Raw genomic sequence first — 19,571 nt, 5'->3', positions numbered from 1 at the left:
ATGACGACAACCAATCCGCCCGCCGCGGTGGTCCCGCCCCTCCAGAAGAAGAGCACCGCCGCCGGACGCGTCCGGCAGAAGCTCTCCAGCCGCGTCGCCACCGTGATCGCGATCGTGATCGCGCTGTTCTGGACGATCCCCACGTTCGGACTGCTGATCAGCTCGTTCCGGCCGGCGAACGACATCAAGACCACCGGCTGGTGGACGTTCTTCTCCGACCCGCAGCTGACGCTGGAGAACTACAACGAGGTGCTGTTCGGCGGCAGCGCCAGCTCCGGGCAGCTGGCCGGCTACTTCATCAACTCGCTGGTGATCACGATCCCGGCCGTGCTGTTCCCGATGGCGATCTGTTCGCTGGCCGCGTACGCGCTGGCCTGGATCGACTTCAAGGGCCGCGACTGGGTCTACATCATGATCTTCGCGCTGCAGATCGTGCCGCTGCAGATGGCGCTGGTCCCGCTGCTGCGCTTCTTCTCCCAGGGCACGGAGATCTTCGGCATCCAGCTGACGCCGGCCTGGGGGCTGTCCGACACCGGGCTGTTCATCCAGGTGTGGTTCGCGCACACCTGCTTCGCACTGCCGTTCGGCGTGTACCTGCTGCACAACTTCATCTCGGAGCTGCCGCGGGACATCATGGAGGCGGCCCGCGTCGACGGTGCGAACCACCCGAAGATCTTCCGCAGCATCGTGCTGCCGCTGATCACGCCGGCGCTCGCGTCGTACGGCATCTTCCAGTTCCTCTGGGTCTGGAACGACCTGCTGGTGGCGCTGATCTTCGCCAGCGGCGGCGGACGGGACACCCAGCCGATGACCGTGCGCCTGGCGGAGCTGGCCGGCACCCGCGGCAACGAGTGGCAACGGCTGACGTCCGGCGCGTTCGTCTCGATGGTGGTCCCCCTGATCGTGTTCCTGTCCCTCCAGCGGTACTTCGTCCGAGGACTTCTGGCCGGCAGCGTCAAGGGATAGAAACCACAACCAGAGCGAACATGACGGCCGGCCGCGGGCAGAAGCGGCCGGCCGTCATGGTGAGAGCGCGAAGGTGACGACGTGATCAGAATCGACGACGTGGCCCGGGAGGCCGGGGTCTCCACCGCCACCGTCTCCCGGGCCCTGCGCGGACTGCCGATGGTCTCCGAGGCGACCCGGCAACGGGTGCTGGAGGCCGCGACCCGGCTGGGCTACATCGCCTCGCCCAGCGCGTCGCGGCTGGCCGGGGGCCGTACCGGCTGCGTGGGGGTGGTGGTCCCGAGGATCACCCGCTGGTTCTTCTCCACGGTGGTGGAGGCCGCGGAGCACAGCCTGCACGAGGCCGGGTACGACGTGCTGCTGTTCAACCTCGGCGGCAGCGAGCAGGCGAGGCTGAAGCTGCTGCGCACCGGCGCGCTCCGGCAGCGCGTGGACGCGATCATGATGATCTCGATGCCGCTGCAGCCGGACGACTTCGCGGCCGTGAGCCGGCTGGAGCTGCCGGGCGTGACGGTCAGCTCCGGCACGCCGGTGCCGGGCTGGCCGAGCGTGCGGATAGACGACGTGGCCGCGGCGCGCGACGCGGTCGGGCACCTGATCGGGCTGGGCCACACCCGGATCGCCCGGATCTGCGGCAAGTCCTCGGACGAGCTGGCGCTCACCGCGCACGTGGACCGGCAGCGGGGTTACCACGAGGCGCTGCGGCACGCCGGGATCGTGCCGGACCCGGCGCTGGAGGTGGAAGGCGCGCTGGACCTGGCCGGTGGCGCGGCCGCGGCGGAGGAGCTGTTGCGCCGCGGTGTCCCGTTCACCGCGATCTACGCGATCTGCGACGAGGCCGCGATGGGCGCGCTGACCACGTTGCGCCGGCACGGGCTGCGGGTACCGGAGGACGTGAGCCTGATCGGGATCGACGACCACGACCTGGCGCCCGCGGTCGGGCTGACCACGGTCGCCCAGCCGGCCGCGGAGCAGGGCCGCCGTGCGGTGGAGACGCTGCTGTCGCCGACCGGGCCGCAGGGCGATGTGCTGCTGCCGACACACCTCACCATTCGTGAGTCGACGGCACCGCCGCCCCGCACACTTGGACCGGAGATCACCTCTGAGGATGGAGAGAGACCCTGAACACGCACAAAGGCAGCGAGTGGTGGCGGCACGCCGTCATCTACCAGGTCTATCCGCGGTCCTGGGCGGACAGCGACGGTGACGGCCTGGGCGACCTGCCCGGCATCACCGGCCGGCTGGACCACCTGGTCGAGCTGGGCGTGGACGCGCTCTGGCTGTCCCCGTTCTACCCGTCGCCGCAGGCGGACGCCGGGTACGACGTGGCCGACTACCGCAATGTGGACCCGATCTTCGGGCAGCTGGAGGACGCGGACAAGCTGATCGGCGAGGCGCACTCGCGCGGCCTGAAGCTGATCGTGGACCTGGTGCCGAACCACACCTCCAGCGCGCACGCGTGGTTCCAGGAAGCGCTGGTCGCGGAGAAAGGCAGCCCCGCGCGCAACCGGTACGTCTTCCGGGACGGCAAGGGCGCGAACGGCGACGAGCCGCCGAACGACTGGTCCGCCGTGTTCGGCGGCTCGGCCTGGCAGCGGATCACCGAGCCGGACGGCACGCCGGGCCAGTGGTACCTGCACCTGTTCGACCCGGCGCAGCCGGACCTGAACTGGGACAACCCGGAGATCCGGGCGGACTTCGTGACCACGCTGCGGTTCTGGCTGGACCGGGGCGTGGACGGGTTCCGGGTGGACGTCGCGCACGGCCTGATCAAGCAGCGGGACCTGGCGAACTGGGAGTACCCGATCCACGGCGCCACCGGCGACGGCGTCGAGGGACGCCGCGCGCCGATGTGGGACCAGGACGAGGTGCACGAGGTCTACCGGCAGTGGCGCGCGGTCCTCGACGAGTACGAGGGCGAGCGCATCCTGGTCGCGGAGGCGTGGGTGCAGCCGGCCGAGCGGCTGGCGGCCTACGTGCGGCCGGACGAGATGCACCAGGCGTTCAACTTCGAGTACCTGGAGGCGCACTGGACCGCGCCGGACCAGCACTCGGTGATCTCCCGCTCGCTGGCCGCGAACGACTCGGTGGGCGCGCCGACCACCTGGGTGCTGTCCAACCACGACGTGCTGCGGCACGCGTCCCGGCTGGGCCTGCCGGTCGGCACGCCGCGCCCGGACGGCATCGGCATCGGCGACGCGCAGCCGGACCCGGTGCTGGGCCTGCGCCGCGGCCGGGCGGCCACGCTGCTGATGCTGAGCCTGCCCGGCGGCGCCTACCTCTACCAGGGCGAGGAACTGGGCCTGCCGGAGCACATGACCATGCCGGACGAGGCGCGGCAGGACCCGACGTGGGAGCGGTCCTCGCACGAGCGCCGCGGCCGCGACGGCTGCCGGGTGCCGATCCCGTGGGAGGCGGATGCGCCGTCCTACGGCTTCGGGCCGACGGACGCCAGCTGGCTGCCGCAGCCGCGGCTGTGGGCGGAGTACGCGCTCGACCGGCAGCGCGGCGTCGCGGGCAGCACCTACGAGCTCTACCGGGAGACGCTGCGCCGGCGGCGTGAGCTGGGCCTGGGCAGCGGCGAGCTGATCTGGCACGACTCGACGGGCAACTCGGTGCTGTCGTTCACGAACGGCGGCGTGCGGGTGCTGACCAACTTCGGGCCGGACGAGGTCACGCTGCCGGAGGGCGCCGAGGTCGTCCTGACCAGCCACCCGCTGGAGACGGCGGGCGTGGTGCCGTCGGACGTGACGGTCTGGCTGCGCGCCTGACCGGGCTTTGAAAGATCAAGATCTTGAGGGGGTACGGCGTGGGCCCGGCCGGTCAGGCCGGCGCTCGGGCCGTACCCTCGGCTGATTCTTGATCTTGATCTTGGTTTGCTCTTTCCAGCAGCGTGTCGTGCACGGCCTTGATGTCGTGCGGCGCCGTGCGGGACGCCAGCCAGTACATGACGCCGGTCGGCACGAAGAAGAGCTGGAACAGCGCGAGCCCGGCCGCGTAGTTGAGCGGTGGCGGGAACGCGCCGGACAGCGCCTTCGCGGCCACGCCGATCAGCGCGTTGCCACCGGCGCGGCCGAGGCTGTTGACCAGGTTGCCGATGCTGTAGACCGTGCCACGGTGCTCGGGCAGGTTGACGTCGCCGATCAGCGCGAACCAGTTCGGCGAGTTGGCGGACGTGAACGCGAGCGCGGTGAACGCGGTGAGCAGGCTCAACGCCACCGTGGGCTCGCTGACCACGCTGGCCAGCACCGCGCCGACCACCTGGCCGCTGGACCCGCCGTTCGGCACGTCGATCTTCATCGGCACGTAGAACAGGATCCCGTAGAACGGCAGCGCACCGAGCACGCCGACGGCCGCGACCAGCGCACGGCCGCGCGGGTTGCGGCGTTGCAGGCGGTCGCCGAGCACGCCGCCGATGATCGACAGCGCGCCGCCGAGCTGGAACAACGTGGTGAAGATCGTGCCGACCACGACCGCGGTGCTGTCGTCGTAGCCTTGGTGGCGCGCCCGCTCGGTGAACAGCACCGGCAGCCAGACCAGCGAGCCGAACGCGATCTGCGCGGTGAACCCCTGTGCGACCAGCCAGACGTTGGACCGGTTGCCGAGGATGCGGGGCAGGTCGCGGCGGGAGATGCGGTAGTCGTAGTCGGCCGCTTCGGCCAGCTCCGGCTCGCTCTCCCCACGGCGGATGTCGTAGGTGAACAGATAGGCCACGGTCGCGACCAGCCCGGCCACGGTCAGCACCGCGAACGGGCGCCGCCAGTCCGCGTTGCCGAGCAGGCCGCCGAGCAGCGTGCCGCTGAGCGAGCCGATGCCCTGGGCCAGGCCGAAGAACGCCATCACCAGGCCACGACGGCGCGGCGTGATCAGGTCGGTGACCACGGAGAAGCCGACCGAGGAGACGGCGCCGAGCCCGGCCGCGGCGGTCAGCTGCGCGATCACGAACATGACGAAGTCGGCGGAGAGCGCGGTGCCCGCGGTGCCGGCGGCCCAGACCAGCGTGCCGGACATCAGCAGGCGCTTGCGGTCGGTGCGGTCGCCACTGTAGGCCCAGATGACCGAGGCGACGGCGCTGACCAGGTACGTCATCGAGATGACGCCGGCGATCGCGCCACGGCCGACGCCGAGCCCGTCGCCGATCCGGCCGTAGAGCGGCGGGGTGAGCCCGATGACCACGTTGTCCAGCGAGGCGAGCACGACGAAGACCACCACGCTGTACGAGCGGTGCACCCGCCCGCCGCCGCCCCTCATGACTGAGCCTTTTTCAACGTGGTCCCAACCCGTGTGCGCGCGTCCCGCCGACCCCGACCCCGGCGTTCGCCTGCTCGCCAGGTGGAAAATTGCTCATCCGGGAGGGTACTTCAGTTTTCGCTCATGCCGGGTCTTTGGCCTCGGCCGGGCGCCACATCGGCCAGAACGGCGCGCCGTCCGGGAGCAGGATCGGGCGGTCCGCGACGTAGCCGTGCCGCGCGTAGAGATCCCGGGCCGCGGGATTGCCGGAGACGAGGTACGCCGGGAGGCCCTCCGCGTCCAGCCGCGCGTGCCCGGCCCGCAGCAGCGCGCCGCCCAGGCCCTCGCCGCGCCGGTTGCGCTCCACGGCCATGAACGCGAGATAGTGGTGCGGCGCTGCCGGACGGTGCGCCGCGAGCAGTTCGCCGACGTGCCGGAACCGGTCCGCGAACTCGATGCCCAGCGTGACGTCGATGTGGTCGCCGTCGCCCGGCAGCCACACCGCGACCGCATCCCTGCTCTCGGAGCGGAAAACCTCGCCGATCTCCAGCGCGGCATCCACATAGAACCGGACGAGATCGGTGAGAATCGCACGGCGCCGGTGTCTCGGCGGGACCAGCCAGACCATCGGCGCGAGGCCCTCGAAGGCGCGGGCGGTCAGGTCGGCCGCCCAGTGTGCGTCGGACGGATCGGCCCTCGTGATCGTCGGGCGCACTCCACCTGCCTCCCCGCGATGCTCACTCGACCGTTCGTAGATTCGCATCCTTAAACGCGCGATGCAACTCCCACTATGGAGCAACTTCCATGGCTGGATCTTCCCTGAATTTCCGGGAGCCGGTTACCTGGTCATGACCTGCATCAGCGACACTCAGCCGTATGGGAACCCATCCGACGGTGCGGCGGCGCCGGCTCGCATCCGAGCTGCGGCGGCTGCGGGAGGCGGCGGACCTGACCATCGAACAGGCCGCTGCCGAGGCGAAGGTCAGCAAGTCCACGCTCTCCCGGATCGAGACCGCACAGATCCGCGTCCAGCCGCGCACGGTCGGCACCCTGCTACGTGTCTACGGCGTGACCCCCGAGGTGCGCACCGCGCTGGTGCAACTGGCCCGCGACGCACGTGAGCACGGCTGGTGGGTGGACTACTCCGGCTCGATGCCACAGTGGTTCGCCGGGTACGTCGCGTTCGAGAACGAGGCGGACGGCTTCCAGATCGTCGACATCCAACTGGTGACCGGCCTGCTGCAGACGCCGGAGTACGCGCGCGCCGTGATCGCCGCGGAGTTCCCGGAGGACTCGGCCGAGCGGATAGACGAGCGCCTGGAGCTCCGGATGGCCCGGCAGGCGATCCTGCGCCGGGAGGCACCGCCGAAACTGTGGCTCATCCTGGACGAGTCCGTCACGGAGCGCGTCATCGGCGGACCCGACGTGATGGCCGCGCAACTTCGGCATCTCGTGGACACCAGCCAGTTACCCAACGTCACCATTCAGGTCCTACCGTTCGGGCAGGGGCCGTATGCCGGGATGGGGGTGGGTTTCACCATTATGGAATTCGCCGACCCCGGCGATCCCACCGTGGTCTACCTGGAGAATCTCTCCGGCGCGTTGCTTTTGGACAGTCCCGAGCACGTGGCTACGCATGCCACGGCATATGACCATATGAGAGCGATTGCGCTATCCCCGGTGGACAGCGTTAAACTACTCAGTGTGAAGGCGGACGCGTTCGCTCCCAGGTGAAGACTGCCTGGCTGCGGGCGACCTCTGTTGATCTCTGTCCGGCTTCACAGCACAACGTCGGCGAGATCAACAGAGTAGGAGGGCGCACAATGGCTGCGCCGTATCCGTCCGAGGCCACGTGGCGTAAGAGCAGCCGCAGTAACGGCCAGGGACAGTGTGTGGAGTTCGCCCAGCTCGGCGACGACGTCGTCGGGGTGCGCGACTCGAAGGACACTCAGGGACCCATGCTGACGTTCGCCCCGGAGAGCTGGCGGACCTTCCTCACCAGCGATCTGATCCGGACCAACTGACTTTTGCAGGAAAGGGCCCGCCGACCGGCGGGCCCTTTCTCGTGCTGGCGCTACCCGCGGTCCACGGTCAGCTCGCGGGCCTCGGCGTACCGCGCACGGATCGCGGGGACGGGCGCGCCGTCGTACTCCCGGGTGTCCTTCGGCCGCCAGGCCGGGGCGGTGCCGAGCGCGAGCCAGGCGGCCTGACGGGCGGCGCCGTCGGCCACGTACTCCCCCGGGGGCGGGACCACGACCGGCAGGCCGAAGACCTCGGGCGCGATCCGGCGTACCGCCTCGGAGCGGGCGCCGCCGCCGACCAGGATCACCCGGTTGACCGTGGCGCCCTGGGCGACCAGCGCGTCCAGGCCGTCCGCGAGCGCGCACAGCATGCCCTCCACGGCCGCGCGGGCCAGGTGGGCAGGCGTGCCGGTGCGCAGCGTCAGGCCGTGCACGGCGCCGGACGCGTGCGGCTTGTTCGGCGTGCGCTCACCCTCCAGGTAGGGCACCAGCACCAGGCCGTCCGCGCCGGACGGTGCCTCCAGCGCGAGATCCGACAACCGCTCCACGGACACGCCGAGCATGGCCGCGGCCGTGGTGAGCACGCGGGCCGCGTTCAGCGTGCAGACCAGCGGCAGGAAGCGGCCGGTCACGTCCGCGAAACCGGCGACGATGCCGCTGGGGTCGTTCGCGGGCGTGTCCGCGACGGAGAAGACGGTGCCGGACGTGCCGATGGAGACCAGCACGTCGCCGGGCTGTGCGCCGGCGCCGAACGCGGCGGCGGCGTTGTCCCCGGCACCGGGGGCGAGTTGCGCGTTGCCGGTGACGCCGGCGGCCTCGGCCGGACCGAGCACGGTGGGGACGATCGGCCTTCTCCGGAACGCCATCTCGAGCAGATCGGTCCGGTACTCGCCGGTCGCGGCGGACCAGTAACCGGTGCCGCTGGCATCACTGCGATCCGTGCGCAGGCCGTCCAGGCCGAGGCTGCCGGCCAGCTTCCAGGTCAGCCAGTCGTGCGGCAGGCAGACCGCGGCGGTACGGTCCGCGTTCCCCGGCTCGGCGTCGGCCAGCCAGCGCAGCTTCGTGACCGTGAACGAGGCGACCGGGACCAGGCCGACCGCGTCGGACCACGCTTGCGTACCCCCGAGCTCTTGGATCAGGTCTTCGGCGGCTCCGGCGGAACGGGTGTCGTTCCACAGCAGCGCGGGGCGGACGATCTCACCGTTGTCGTCCAGCGTGACCATGCCGTGCTGCTGGCCGCCCACACTCAATGCGGCCACGTCGTCCAGGCCGCCGGCCTGCGCGGACGCCTCCCGCAGCGCGCTCCACCACGCGTCCGGGTGGACCTCGGTGCCGTCCGGGTGGGCCGCGCGGCCCTCCCGGACGAGCTCGCCGGTCTCCGCGTCCCGGATCACGACCTTGCATGACTGGGTCGAGGAGTCGACCCCGGCGACGAGTGGCATCGGTTATCGCGCCCCGAGGACGTGCTCGACCGCGAGCTGGTTGAGGCGGACGAAGCCGAAGCCGCGGCGGGCGGCGGCGTCCACGTCGTACTCCTCGAAGCTGCCCCGGTCGGCCAGCAGGTCCGCGAGGGTCTCGCCGGCGTCGAGGGTGTTCTTCTGAAGCTCCGCGACGCCGCTGGCGGCCAGCGCCTCCTGGACCTCCGGGTCCGCACGGAACGCGGCGGCGCGCTCCTTGAGCAGCAGGTAGGTCCGCATGTTCGCCGCGGCGGAGGCCCACACGCCGTCGTAGTCCTCGGTGCGGCTCGGCTTGTAGTCGAAGTGACGCGGGCCGGAGTAGGCCTCGCCGCCGCCGGGCGCGCCGTTCTCCAGCAGGTCGACCAGTGCGAACGCGTTGAGCAGGTCGCCGTGGCCGAAGACCAGGTCCTGGTCGTACTTGATGCCGCGCTGGCCGTTGAGGTCGATGTGGAACAGCTTGCCGTGCCAGAGCGCCTGCGCGATGCCGTGCGCGAAGTTGAGCCCGGCCATCTGCTCGTGGCCCACCTCGGGGTTGAGGCCGACCAGCTCCGGCTTGTCCAGCTCACCGATGAACGCGAGCGCGTGACCGACGGTCGGGAGCAGGATGTCGCCACGGGGCTCGTTCGGCTTCGGCTCGATGGCGAAGCGGATGTCGTAACCCTTGTCCGTCACGTACTGCGTGAGGAGGTTCATGCCCTCCTTGTAGCGCTCCAGCGCGGCACGAATGTCCTTGGCCAGGTCGTATTCCGCGCCCTCGCGACCGCCCCAGAGCACGAACGTGTTCGCCCCCAGCTCGGCGGCGAGGTCGATGTTGCGCAGCACCTTGCGCAGCGCGAAACGCCGCACGGAACGGTCGTTGCTGGTGAAGCCGCCGTCCTTGAACACCGGGTGGGTGAACAGGTTCGTCGTCACCATCGGGACCTTGAGGCCGGTCTCGTCCAGCGCCTTCTTGAAACGACTGATCTGCTCGTCCCGGACGGCCGTCTCCGCGCCGAACGGGATCAGGTCGTCGTCGTGGAACGTGATGCCGTAGGCACCCAGCTCCGCGAGCTTGTGCACCGCCTCGACCGCGTCCAGCGGCTCACGCGTGGCCTCACCGAAGGGGTCGCGGGCCGTCCAGCCGATGGTCCAGAGGCCGAACGTGAACCTGTCCGCGGGAGTGGGCTTAGCGGCCATGGGATACCTCCACGTAACATCCACGATTTGTTTAACGGTTGAATTATTTGAGCGGCGTGTGGCATTGTCAACCCCGTGATTTTCGGGATCTCTCTCAGTGCGGACGTCCCGGTGCGGCAGGCCAGCCTGCGCCAGCACAACCTGCGGCTGGTGCTGGGGCAGGTTGCGCTGGTGAGCCCGCAGTCCCGCGCGGACATCGCGGCCGCCACCGGCCTGACCCGTGCCACGGTCTCCACTCTCGTCGACGATCTCGTCTCCGGCAGGCTGTTGCGCGAGGTCTCCCCCGCGCCCCGCAGCGGCGCCGGCCGGCCCGGCGTCGGACTCGTGCTCAACGACGCGGACGGCCCCGCCGGACTCGGCCTCGAGATCAACGTCGACTACCTGGCCGCGTGCGTGCTCGACCTGGCCGGCGCGGTCCGCCACCGGGAGATCCAGCCCGGCGACCGGCGCGGCGTCGACCCGGCCACCGTGCTGGCCTCGGCCGCCGCGCTCGCGTCCCGCGCGGTCCTCGCCGCCGAAGATCAAGGACTGACCATCGTGGGTACGGCCGTCGCCGTCCCCGGCCTGGTCTCCCCGGACGGCACGATCCGCCTCGCGCCGAACCTGGGCTGGCGCGACGTCGACGCCTCCGGCTTCACGCCCGGCCCGCTCACCGTGGAGAACGAGGCCAACCTGGCCGCGCTCGGCGAACTCCATCACGGCTCGCCCGGCTCCGCCGACTTCCTCTACGTCTCCGGCGAGATCGGCATCGGCGCCGGCATCGTGCTGCACGGCAGCCTGTTCCGCGGCGCGCGCGGCTGGAGCGGCGAGCTCGGCCACGTCGCGGTCCACCCGGACGGTCCCGCCTGCCGGTGCGGCGCCCACGGCTGCCTGGAGCAGTACGCCGGCCAGGAGGCGCTGCTCTCGTCGGGCGCCTCGGCCGTCTCCCCGGGTGCCTCGGTCGCCGATCTCGTGTCCGCGGCCGAGCGGGGGGATCCTGCCACGCTCGCCCGGCTGTCCACCGCGGCCGACGCGCTCGGCGTCACCATCGCCGGCGTGATCAACCTGCTGGACGTGGACACGGTCGTGCTCGGTGGCATCTACGCGCCGCTCACCCCGTGGCTCCGCCCCGGCATCGAAGCCCAGATCGCGGACCGGGTGCTGACCGCCGCCTGGTCACCCGTCCGGGTCCGTCCCGCCGGTCTCGGCAGCAACGCCGCGGTCGTCGGCGCGGCCGGAGCCGTCATCCGCGCGGTGCACGAGGAGCCCGCCGCCTGGCTGGTCCCCGCTTCACCCGGTAAGGCATAGAGACACGGCATACATGGCGGGGGTAGTCTCGGCGGACGATGGCCGTACAGCATGGGCCAAACCGGCCGGATCCCACCGTCGCCCCCGCGACCGCCGCCGTCACCGCCGACGCCGCCGCGATCGATGAGGCGGCCGAAGCGCTGCTGGGTGTGTGGGACACCGCTCGGGAAAAGGCCACCAACCGCCTCTCGGGCTCGCAGCTGCGGGCCCTTCTCGTCGTGGAACAGGACGAGGGCATCAACCTGGGCGGCCTCGCCGGAAACCTCGGCATGATCCTCTCCTCGGCCAGCCGCCTCTGCGACCGGCTCGTCGCCGCGGGCATGCTCGAACGCGAGCCGGGCCGCGCCGACCGGCGCGAGATCGCCCTCATCCTCACGTCCGCGGGCCGCTCGCTCCTCGACGAGGTCCGCGCCGAACGCCGGGACCAGCTCAGCGGCGTCCTCTCCCGCATGCCCCCGGCGTCCCGCGCCGCCCTGCTCGCCGGGCTGCTGGCCTTCAGCACCGCCGCCCGCCCCGCCGAGGAAGCCAGCCCCGCGGTCCGTACCGCCTGACCCTCTTACTCCTCCGCCGCTCCCCGCCCGGGACTTCCTGCCCCGCTCCCCTTCTGCCGGCCAGCGTCAGCGCCCACCATCACCCCTGGCGCCGTGCCCGAAATTTCCCGAAATAGCGCTGCATAGCGTGCCGATAGCTGACCGCTCCTGCCTTCGGAACAGAACCCGAGCTCCGGCGCGAACTACGGCTCAGGAACACCTAACGTCCGAATCGGGGCAAATAGCGGCCCGCAGCGGCGCCGCAGCCTGACGCCGAGAGCTCGGCGGCGACGACCCCAAGATCGTTGTTGCGCTCACTGCTCTTTCAGCGCCCCCGAAAGAACAGTGAGCGCAACAACGATCATCAGCCAGCGCCCCGTTGTCGCAATATGCCGAAATTTCGGGCGCGAAGCGCCCCGGTAACCACGATCCAGACAGCCCTCTGCCGCCATCGAGGATCCTTCCGACCGTCATGGCTGTTACTCGGCCAAGCAAAGAGCCATGACAGTCGGAAGGATCTTGAGACACTTTTCGCCCGCCTGCGGGCGGGTCTTTTGTCCTTTATGCGCAAGCACCCACAGTGGTGACCGCCTGGCTGCCCCGTATGCCGTCGACCCGCCCGCAGGGGAGCAGATCATCGGCAGGGCCGCCGCCAACGCACCGGCAGCAAACCGCGTCACGCAAGCCTGAACCCGACCACGACGCTGACCGGCGCCGGACCGCCCGACGCAACCCTCAAAACCGGACCACCCGCGAACCGCAGCCAATCAACCCAAGGCGACCACCCAAACGCAAGAACCATGAAGCCGCCGCACGACAGACCAAAGCCGGCGGCCCTGCCGATGATCTGCTCGGCTTGTCCCGGGTCGACGGCAGACGGGGCAGACAGGCCGCACGAAACCCCACCACCCGGGATCTGGGGCCTCGCCGTTGAAATTGCCTTTCCGCCGCCCCGGTGTCGGAGGCTCCCGCCGGAGGCCCGCCGGAGGCCCGCCGGAGGCCCGCCGGAGGCCCGCCGGAGGCCCGCCGGAGGCAAAAGCGCAACCAGAACACCCAGAGCGACCAATAACATGAAATTTCGGGCGCGCCAGCGCCCGGCTGATCGAGACAGGGCTCACGGTGACCACGGCGGAACCGGCTCCGATCGGCGGGCCGAAGCGGAGCGCCAGCGGAGTCTTCGGCACGTCGGAGGTTGGCCCGCGGGAGCATGCGGACCCGCAACCACGCTGGAAGCGGGAAGATTGTGGTCGTGGGGTCTGGGGCTCGGCCCCAGGTGAGCAGAGCGCCCGCGGGAGCATGCGGGCCGCCACCACACCGGAAGCGGGAAGATCAGGATCGTGGGGTCTGGGGCTCGGCCCCAGGTCAGCAGAGCGCCCGCGGGAGCAAACAGCCTGGCCCGCAGCGGAAGCGGGAAAGATGACGCGGTAGCTCAGTAGGCGCCGCGGGAGCGGACCACGGCGCCGAGCGTCTTCCAGAGGATGGTGAGGTCGGCGGCGAGGGACCAGTTCTCGACGTAGAAGAGGTCGAGGCGGACGCCGTCCTCCCAGGAGAGGTCGGAGCGGCCGCTGACCTGCCACAGGCCGGTCATTCCGGGCTTGACCAGCAGGCGGCGTGCGAGGTCGCCGTCGTAGCGCGCCACCTCGGAGGGCAGGGGCGGCCGGGGGCCGACCAGGCTCATGTGGCCCAGCAGGACGTTGAAGAGCTGGGGCACCTCGTCGAGGGACCACTTGCGGAGGAAGCGGCCCACCCGGGTGACGCGCGGGTCGTTGCGCATCTTGAACATCAGGCCGTCGGTCTCGTTCTTGGCCTGGAGGTCGGCGAGGAGCGCGTCCGCGTTCGTGACCATGGTGCGGAACTTGAAGACGCCGAATTCCTTGCTGTCCATGCCGACGCGGGTTTGCCGAAAGATGACCGGGCCGCGGCTGTCTATCTTGATGGCGATGGCGATGGCGGCCATCACCGGCAGCGCGACCAGCGTGACCAGCAACGCGATGCTGCGGTCGACGAAGGCCTTGACCACCTTGCGGGCGCCGCGGAACTCCGGGGCCTCGACGTGGATGAGCGGCAGGCCGGCGACGGGGCGGGTGTGGATGCGCGGGCCGGCCACGTCGGTGAGCGCGGGGGCCAGGACCAGGTCGACGTCGGTGCCTTCGAGCTGCCAGCCGAGGCGGCGGAGGCGGCCGGCGGTGAGTTCGCCGGAGGCGGTGACCGCGACCGTGTCGACGCCGGTGGCCGCGACGGCGTCCAGGATGGTGCGGAACGAGCCGACCACGGGTACGTCGCCGAGGCGCTGCGGCACCGGGGCCAGGAGCGCGTCGGGGATGCAGGCGCCGACGACGTGGTAGCCGGCGTAGGGCTCGCGGCGCAGCGTGTGGACGAGTTCGAGCACGTGCGGGGCGTCGCCGACCACCAGCACGCGCCGGGACCAGCCGCGGCCCTTGCCGCGGAGCCGGTGCAGGCGCTTGCGGGCCAGCCAGCGGGCGAGGATGAGCAGCGCGGTGCCGAGCGCGAACGAGATGGCCAGGAAGCCGCGGGCGACGCCGATGTCGATGAGGTACCCGGCGATGGCCACGCCGCCGGCGACGCGCGCGCTGGCGGAGAAGATCCGGCGGTATTCGTCCGCGCCGTAGCCGAGTACGCGGTCGTCGTAGCAGCGCAGGCCCTTGAGCGTGAGGAGCCAGACGACGGCGAGCACCGGGAGGATGACGAAGTAGGGCACCTCGACGCCGACGACGGGCGTGTCGTAGAAGCGCCCGACGAAGCCGGCCAGCACGGCCACCGCGACCACGACGGCGTCGACGATCACGAGGGTACGGACGTAGTGGCGCTGCCGGATGCGGAGAGCGGAGACGGTGGTGTCCCGTGGGATGTCCGGTCGCCGTTGTTCGGGCGCCGGCGTGAGCGTTGCAGACGTCATCGACCCTCCCCACCCGTTGTTGCCGGCCCATGATCGTCAGTGGGGCCGGTGGCAGAATATCCGCGCCCGGAAGGCGTCAGTTCCGCCTTCCGGGGGAATTTTGGCTGGCCGGACGGCCGATGGCCGGGCTCAGCCGACGGTGGCGGCCCGGGAGGCGATCGCCTGGAGGAAGATCTCGTCGATCTTCGCCGGGTCCTGGGCGACGTAGGCACCGCCGCCACCCGCCTCGGCCACGCTCTCCAGCTCCTCCTTGTTGACCTCGTTGCCGATGCCGACGAGGATCACCCGGATCGGCCGCTTGGGGTCGGCCTTCTCCTTGAGCTGCTTGATCAGGTCTTCCCGGCTGATGCTGTTCGCGTCCTCGTTCTGCCCGTCGGTGAAGAGCACGACCGAGTTGACCTTGTCAGCCTGGTAGCCCTCCTGGACCTCCAGGTAGGACGCGAGCACGGTGTCGTAGAGGCCGGTGGCGCCGCCCTCGACCGGGCGGACCTGGCCGAGCGAGGCCTGCAACGCGTCCTTCTGTTTGGTGAGCTGGCCGACCGGGACCAGCTCGCGGTAGTCGCGCTGCCCGTTCAGCTCGGTGGAGAAGACCCAGACGCCGACCCACCACTCGTTGTCGAGCAGGGCCAGACCGCGGCCTGCGGCCTCGACCATCACCTGGTTGCGGGTCTTGCCGCCCGCGGTGGGCACGGTGCCGAGCATCGAGCCGGAGACGTCGAAGACCACCAGCATGCGGCCGGGCGAGGTGATCGCGGTCCAGCTGGCGAGCGCGCGGCCGATCGCGGTGGCATCCAGGCCGTTGGCCGCCGCGCCGCCGCTGCTGGCCGGCGCGGATGCGGCGATCGAGGCCGGGCTGGGCGCGCCGGTCGGGGCCGCGAAGCCGCCGCCGGGAGCGCCGTCGGAGCCGCGCAGGCCGGCCCGGCCCAGCGCGTCACGGTAGGCCCCGCTCTGCGCCAGCTCGCCGAAGAGCAGGTCGGCGGCGTTGCCACGGGCCGCGTCCGCCTCGGGCATGACGGCGAACGGGTAGTCCAGCGCGACCGCGGCGGGCTCGACGTAGAGCGCGGCCAGCGACACCGGGGGCTTGGTCGCGTTGTACGCGATCACGTCCTCCTCGGAGAGCGCGGCCAGGCCCACGCCGTTGGCCAGCGCGGCGGGGTCGCCGGACTTCGGGAACTTCGCCACCAGGTCGGCGCGGAGGTTGGACCTGTTCAGCGCGAGCGTGCGCAGCACGCCGACCCGGGCCGCGTCGTTGCCGCTGCCGGCGGCCTGGCCGAGCGCGAGCAGGCCGGACAGGCCGGACGCGTCGAGCGCCGGGTCCACGATGCCGGGCTTGAGCGCGGAGTCGCTGCTGGTCATGGCCGCGAGCAGGTCGGTCCACTGCAGCTTCTTGTCCGGCCAGCCGACCGTGGTCTTCGCGATCGGCTCCGGCATCGCGACGACGACCGGGCTGGTGGCGACGGACTGCGCGTTGAGCGGCGAGAACCCGGGCGCGGCCTGCTTGAGGCGCTGCAGCCAGGTCGACGAGTCCGGCACCCAGACGTCGGGGAGCACGGTGGTGCCGCTGCCCTGGCCGACGCCGGTCAGCTGGGTGGCGTGCTTGGTGGCGATCGCGGCCGCGATCTCGACCGGCTCCGCCGCATTCACCGTGACCTCGAGGCACTTGCCGTCGACGGCGGCACCGGCCGCCATCTTCGTGTCGGCGGCGGCCTTGATCGGCGCGACGATCTCGGGTGCGGCCGCGATGACCAGCGGCACCGACCCCGTACAGCTGGGTTGCGACAGCTGTCGGTAACCGAGGTAGGAGCCGGAGATCACGGCGACGACGGCCATCGCCGCAGCGATGGCACCGGCTCCGCGAAAGCTGCTGGACATTCTATGGCGGCCTGGCACATGCCAATACTCCGCACGTTCGACGCCTAACGCCACAGACGTTCGGTCGAAAGTTACGGAGACGAAACCGATCTATGGCAGCGCAACTACTCTTCGTAATTGACCAGTTCCCGCGAGTCGGCAAAATCGGTTAGACCGGCACAGTAGTTTAGGAAAGCTTTAAGGTTGCCGTCCAGACCCTATGACGCTGATCGCTGGCTAAATCGGACACCTCGCATTGTCCGATATAGCGGGATCAAGCACGAAGAATGCACGTGGGCGTGCCCACGCCCAGCACCGGACCACCGGGCGCCGGAATTCCGGTCTCCGGGTCGAGGCGGAACGTGATCACGGTGTCCGATCTCTCATTCGCCACATAGAGGAACTCCGGGCCCTCCGGATCGACGCTCGGCATGATGGCGAAATGGCGCGGCCACTCGCCTCCGGACGGCGCCTCACCGGCGAACTCGGGCGCTCCGGAGGCGGTGTCGAGCGTGAATACGGCAATGGTGTCGGGTCCGCGGTTCGCAACATATGCAAAATGTCCGTCCGCCCGGACGCCGATCTCGGACGCATGCACGGGGCCGTCCGCGTCCGTGATCCGCGATCGTCCAAGCTCGGTCAGCGCGCCGTCCGCGGCCGCGGTGTAGCCGGTGATCGAGCCGTCCAGCTCGCCCGTGACGTAGAGGCGGCCGTCCGCGCGGGCCAGGTGCCGGGGGCCGGTGCCGGGACGGGTGCGGAACGGCGTGGCCGGCGGCTCCAGCGTGCCGGTCGAGGGGTCCAGTGTGTACGCGAACAGCGTGTCCAGCCCCAGGTCGACCACCCAGACGCGGTCGCCGTCCGGGTCCGGCGTGGCCATGTGCGCGTGCGGCCCCTCCTGGCGGTCCGCCACCGGTCCCGAGCCGGCGTGCTGCCGCAGGTCGGCCCGCGCACCGGGCACGCCGAGCAGGTCCAGCGGGTGGACGGAGACGCTGCCGCTGCCGTAGTTCGCGGTGACCAGATGCGCGCCGTCCGCGGTGACCGCGAGGTGGCAGGGGTGCTCGCCGCCGGTGGGCTGCGTGCCGAGCAGCGTCAGGTCGCCGTCCTCCGCGATCGCCCAGGCGGTGACCTGGCCCTCGGTCAGCTCGCCGGCCGCGTAGAGCACGGGGAGGCGGGGGTGCCGGGCGAGGAACGAGGGGGACGGGGTGGCGGCGGCCAGGCGCGGCGCGGAGAGCTCGCCGGTGCGCGGGTCACGTCGGGACACGTAGATGCCCTCGCCCCGGCCGCCGGCCTCCGCGGTGTAGGAGCCGATGAATACGAGTTCGCCGTCGCTCATGATCCGATGAAACCAGAGTCGCCGCGAACGCGCCCGCCCGGAGGCCCGCGGCCGGGTGATCGGGACGTCATTCGTGTCGCTCCGATCCCGGGTCAGGCTGCCGGGACGGGGACGTGGGCGGGGAGCAGGCCCTCACGTTTGAGCGTGGTCCACAGCTCGGACGGGATCGGCAGCGCGGTCAGGTCCACGTTGTCATCGACCTCCTCCGGGGTGCGGGCGCCGCAGACCACGGCCGCGACCGCCGGGTGGCCGAACGCGAACTGGACCGCGGCGGCGCGCAACGGCACGTCGTACCCCCGGCAGATGTTCTTGATCTCGAGTGCCCGGTCGAGCAGGTCGCGTCCCACGGGCGTGTAGTCGAAACGCGCGCCCGGCTGCGGGTCGGCGAGCAGGCCGGAGTTGTACGGCGCCGCGGCCAGCACGGAGATGCCGCGGTGGGCCGCGAGCGGCAGCAGGTCGTCGAGCGCGGACTGGTCGAGCAGCGTGTAGCGGCCGGCCACCATCACGGCGTCCACGCCGGGCTCGCCCATCGCGCGGATCAGGCCGGCGAGCATCGGCGCCTGGTTCATCCCGATGCTGATCGCGCCGACGGTGCCGGACTTGCGCAGCTCCGCCATGGCCGGCAGCGCCTCGTGCAGCGCGGGCAGGTAGTGGTCGTCGGGGTCGTGCAGGTGGAGCAGGTCGATGCGGTCCAGGCCGAGGCGGCGCAGGCTCTCCGCGACGGACCGGCGGATCGCGCCGGCGGAGAAGTCGAAGCGGGTGGTCACGCCGTCCGGCAGTTCGGCCCAGAAACCCTGTTGATCAGAGGCATCACCGGGTACGAGCAGGCGGCCGGCCTTGGTGGAGAGCACCAGCTGCGCGCGCGGCCGGTCCCGGAGCGCGGCGCCGGTACGCCGCTCGGAGACGCCGTGGCCGTAGAGCGGGGCGGTGTCGAACAGGCGGATGCCGCGGTCCCAGGCGCGGTCGATGACGGCCCTCGCGGTGTCGTCGCCGACCGGCGCATAGAGCCCGCCGATCGGGGCGAGGCCGAGGCCGAGCCGGGTGACCAGGACGTCGCTGCCGCCGAGCCGGACGCGGGACGTCGGGTTCATGCCCTTCTCCTTCGCACCGTAGATCCTATAGGATCTGCCGCTAAGTGTTCCCCCTCACACAGATTAGGTGCTGATGCGGCCCGTCAGGAGACTCACGCTCACCGATGACGTCTACACCTCGGTGCAGACGCTGATCATGGATCACGCGGTGGCGCCGGGCGAGAAGATCAGCATCGACGGGCTGGCCCGGCAGCTGGAGGTCTCGCCCACGCCGGTCCGCGAGGCGCTGGCACGGCTGGAGTCCGACGGGCTGGTGCGCAAGCGGCCGCTCGCCGGCTACACCGCGTCGCCGCTGCTCAGCCGCGCGGAGTTCGAGGAGCTGGTCGAGATGCGGCTGTTGCTGGAGCCGGTCGCGGCCGCGAAGGCCGCCTACGACGAGGAGCTGCGCACCGAGGCCGACCTGCCCGCCTCGCCGGACGCGCCGGGTTTCCGCGGGATCGCGGCGTTCACGGCGCAGGACGCGCGATTCCACCACCGGATCGCGGAACTGTCCGGCAACGGGATGCTGCGCGACGCGATCGTCCGGCTCCGTTCGCACCTGCACCTGTTCCGGCTCAACTTCCCGCAGAGCCACTACGGGACGAGCGCGGCCGAGCACCACCTGATCGTCGACGCGATCGCGGCCGGCGACGGTCCCGCGGCCGCCGAGGCGATGCGGCACCACATCACCGCCGCCCGCGAGCGGCACCTGACCTACTTCCGGAGCTGACGC

Annotated in this window: 17 protein-coding genes; 8 read left to right on the top strand and 9 right to left on the bottom strand. The window is 71.1% G+C overall.

The annotated features are described in order from the left end of the window. The 3 genes from OP04_RS36205 (at nucleotide 1) to OP04_RS36195 (ending at nucleotide 3,737) form a co-directional block, all read left to right on the top strand. Nucleotides 1-966 (top strand): carbohydrate ABC transporter permease, encoded by a 966-nt coding sequence (locus OP04_RS36205; protein ID WP_033344446.1) that lies wholly within the window; start codon nucleotides 1-3, stop codon nucleotides 964-966. An 81-nt stretch (nucleotides 967-1,047) separates the two neighbouring features. After that, nucleotides 1,048-2,091, top strand: a complete 1,044-nt coding sequence (locus OP04_RS36200; protein ID WP_033344445.1) for a LacI family DNA-binding transcriptional regulator — start codon at nucleotides 1,048-1,050, stop codon at nucleotides 2,089-2,091. After that, nucleotides 2,088-3,737: a glycoside hydrolase family 13 protein gene (locus OP04_RS36195; RefSeq protein ID WP_033344444.1), complete on the top strand. Its 1,650-nt coding sequence runs from the start codon at nucleotides 2,088-2,090 to the stop codon at nucleotides 3,735-3,737. The genes OP04_RS36200 and OP04_RS36195 overlap by 4 nt, the downstream gene beginning before the upstream one ends. A gap of 52 nt (nucleotides 3,738-3,789) precedes the next feature. Here OP04_RS36195 and OP04_RS36190 read toward each other — a convergent pair whose 3' ends face one another. Both OP04_RS36190 and OP04_RS36185 read right to left on the bottom strand, forming a co-directional pair. Next, nucleotides 3,790-5,217 (bottom strand): MFS transporter, encoded by a 1,428-nt coding sequence (locus OP04_RS36190; RefSeq protein WP_051799621.1) that lies wholly within the window; start codon nucleotides 5,215-5,217, stop codon nucleotides 3,790-3,792. A 121-nt stretch (nucleotides 5,218-5,338) separates the two neighbouring features. Continuing rightward, nucleotides 5,339-5,911 carry a GNAT family N-acetyltransferase gene (locus OP04_RS36185; protein ID WP_033344443.1) on the bottom strand — a complete coding sequence of 191 codons (573 nt, stop codon included), beginning with the start codon at nucleotides 5,909-5,911 and terminating at the stop codon, nucleotides 5,339-5,341. Nucleotides 5,912-6,072: 161 nt separating this feature from the next. Here OP04_RS36185 and OP04_RS36180 point away from each other — a divergent pair, with 161 nt between their 5' ends. Further along, entirely contained in the window at nucleotides 6,073-6,930 is an 858-nt protein-coding gene (locus OP04_RS36180) for a helix-turn-helix domain-containing protein (RefSeq protein ID WP_033344442.1), read from the top strand. Between the two features lie 89 nt (nucleotides 6,931-7,019). Beyond that, nucleotides 7,020-7,220, top strand: coding sequence for a DUF397 domain-containing protein (locus tag OP04_RS36175; RefSeq protein ID WP_033344441.1), 201 nt, complete (start codon nucleotides 7,020-7,022; stop codon nucleotides 7,218-7,220). 50 nt (nucleotides 7,221-7,270) lie between these two features. On the opposite strand, the gene xylB is transcribed toward OP04_RS36175, so the two are convergent. Together xylB and xylA are read right to left on the bottom strand one after the other, a co-directional pair. Further along, the gene (xylB, locus tag OP04_RS36170) at nucleotides 7,271-8,659 is read right to left on the bottom strand and encodes a xylulokinase (protein WP_033344440.1); all 1,389 of its coding nucleotides are present in this window, start codon (nucleotides 8,657-8,659) and stop codon (nucleotides 7,271-7,273) included. Between the two features lie 3 nt (nucleotides 8,660-8,662). Continuing rightward, nucleotides 8,663-9,850, bottom strand: coding sequence for a xylose isomerase (xylA, locus tag OP04_RS36165; RefSeq protein ID WP_033344439.1), 1,188 nt, complete (start codon nucleotides 9,848-9,850; stop codon nucleotides 8,663-8,665). Between the two features lie 75 nt (nucleotides 9,851-9,925). Between xylA and OP04_RS36160 the strand changes: the two genes are divergently transcribed. Further along, the gene (locus tag OP04_RS36160; protein ID WP_232323870.1) at nucleotides 9,926-11,137 is read left to right on the top strand and encodes an ROK family transcriptional regulator; all 1,212 of its coding nucleotides are present in this window, start codon (nucleotides 9,926-9,928) and stop codon (nucleotides 11,135-11,137) included. Between the two features lie 38 nt (nucleotides 11,138-11,175). Continuing rightward, nucleotides 11,176-11,688, top strand: a complete 513-nt coding sequence (locus tag OP04_RS36155; protein ID WP_085067048.1) for a MarR family winged helix-turn-helix transcriptional regulator — start codon at nucleotides 11,176-11,178, stop codon at nucleotides 11,686-11,688. Nucleotides 11,689-11,981: 293 nt separating this feature from the next. Here the strand turns inward: OP04_RS36155 and OP04_RS54985 are convergent, their stop codons facing one another. From OP04_RS54985 to OP04_RS36135, 5 genes are all read right to left on the bottom strand, one after another. Continuing rightward, nucleotides 11,982-12,119, bottom strand: coding sequence for a hypothetical protein (locus tag OP04_RS54985; protein ID WP_198154106.1), 138 nt, complete (start codon nucleotides 12,117-12,119; stop codon nucleotides 11,982-11,984). A gap of 977 nt (nucleotides 12,120-13,096) precedes the next feature. Then, a complete protein-coding gene (locus tag OP04_RS36150) occupies nucleotides 13,097-14,584 on the bottom strand; it encodes a sugar transferase (RefSeq protein ID WP_033344438.1) in 1,488 nt (495 codons plus the stop codon). A 129-nt stretch (nucleotides 14,585-14,713) separates the two neighbouring features. After that, nucleotides 14,714-16,414: a substrate-binding domain-containing protein gene (locus OP04_RS36145; RefSeq protein ID WP_033344437.1), complete on the bottom strand. Its 1,701-nt coding sequence runs from the start codon at nucleotides 16,412-16,414 to the stop codon at nucleotides 14,714-14,716. Between the two features lie 295 nt (nucleotides 16,415-16,709). After that, nucleotides 16,710-17,771 carry a lactonase family protein gene (locus OP04_RS36140; protein ID WP_157240832.1) on the bottom strand — a complete coding sequence of 354 codons (1,062 nt, stop codon included), beginning with the start codon at nucleotides 17,769-17,771 and terminating at the stop codon, nucleotides 16,710-16,712. An 89-nt stretch (nucleotides 17,772-17,860) separates the two neighbouring features. Continuing rightward, entirely contained in the window at nucleotides 17,861-18,859 is a 999-nt protein-coding gene (locus OP04_RS36135; RefSeq protein ID WP_033344435.1) for an aldo/keto reductase, read from the bottom strand. A 73-nt stretch (nucleotides 18,860-18,932) separates the two neighbouring features. Here OP04_RS36135 and OP04_RS36130 point away from each other — a divergent pair, with 73 nt between their 5' ends. Then, the gene (locus OP04_RS36130) at nucleotides 18,933-19,568 is read left to right on the top strand and encodes a GntR family transcriptional regulator (protein ID WP_033344577.1); all 636 of its coding nucleotides are present in this window, start codon (nucleotides 18,933-18,935) and stop codon (nucleotides 19,566-19,568) included. Nucleotides 19,569-19,571: the final 3 nt, after the last annotated feature.

The sequence above is a fragment of the Catenuloplanes japonicus genome (assembly GCF_000717135.1).
Classification (GTDB): domain Bacteria; phylum Actinomycetota; class Actinomycetes; order Mycobacteriales; family Micromonosporaceae; genus Catenuloplanes; species Catenuloplanes japonicus.
The sequence above is the reverse complement of the archived record's forward strand: the minus strand, read 5'-3'. Positions and strand labels throughout refer to the sequence as shown.